The sequence below is a fragment of the Stenotrophomonas nitritireducens genome (assembly GCF_001431425.1).
Classification (GTDB): Bacteria; Pseudomonadota; Gammaproteobacteria; order Xanthomonadales; family Xanthomonadaceae; genus Stenotrophomonas; species Stenotrophomonas nitritireducens.
This window is the reverse complement of record NZ_LDJG01000050.1, coordinates 1-824: the sequence shown is the minus strand read 5'-3', so window position 1 is coordinate 824 and position 824 is coordinate 1. Positions and strand designations below refer to the sequence as shown.

Below are 824 nucleotides of genomic sequence, written 5' to 3'. Positions count from 1 at the left end.
TGGAGCGGGGCAACACCCCGCTGGAGCCTCCCCCGGCCAAGTCCCGCCGGGTGCTGCAGCAGCACCGTGGCCATGCACCTGTAGAGCGGGGCAACGCCCCGCTGGCGCTTTCCCAGTGAAGCCCCCGCCCGGCGCTGCAACGGCACCGTGGCCCATGCATCTGTAGAGCGGGGCAACGCCCCGCTGGCGCTTTCCCGATGAAGCCCCGCCGGGCGTTGCCCGGCGCCACCGGGGTACCGTGGTCCATGCACATGTAGAGCGGGGCAACGCCCCGCTGGAGCTTTCCCGATCAAGCCCCCTCCGGGCGCTGTCATCTGCTTCATGGGACAATATCGCGCCCGCCGGTTCAGCCGGCTCCCTCCCGGATCACACTGGAGAACCCATGAATCTGCGCATCCTGACCGTTGGCGTCGCCATGTCCCTGCTCGCCGCCTGTGGCGGCAAGGAAGAGGCCGCCAAGACCGCCGACGGTGGCGAGGCCAAGGTCCTGAACGTCTACAACTACTCGGACTACATCGCCGAGGACACCATCCCGAATTTCGAGAAGGCGACCGGCGTCAAGGTCACCTACGACGTGTTCGACAGCGACGAGATGGTGGAGACCAAGCTGCTGACCGGCAACAGCGGCTACGACATCGTGGTGCCGACGCTGAACTTCTTCGGCCGCCAGATCCAGGCCGGCGTGTTCCTGCCGCTGGACAAGAGCAGGATCCCGAACCTGGCCAACCTGGACCCGGCGATCATGGCGCGCATCGCCGGCCAGGATCCGGAGAACAAGTACGGCGTGCCGTACATGATCGGCACCACCGGCATCGGCTACAACG

At 66.9% G+C, this 824-nt stretch carries 1 protein-coding gene; it reads left to right on the top strand.

Annotated elements, in window-relative coordinates; genetic code table 11:
• Positions 1–382: 382 nt before the first annotated feature.
• On the top strand, positions 383–824 hold a 442-nt coding region (locus ABB22_RS17350), incomplete at its 3' end, for an extracellular solute-binding protein (protein WP_152984255.1).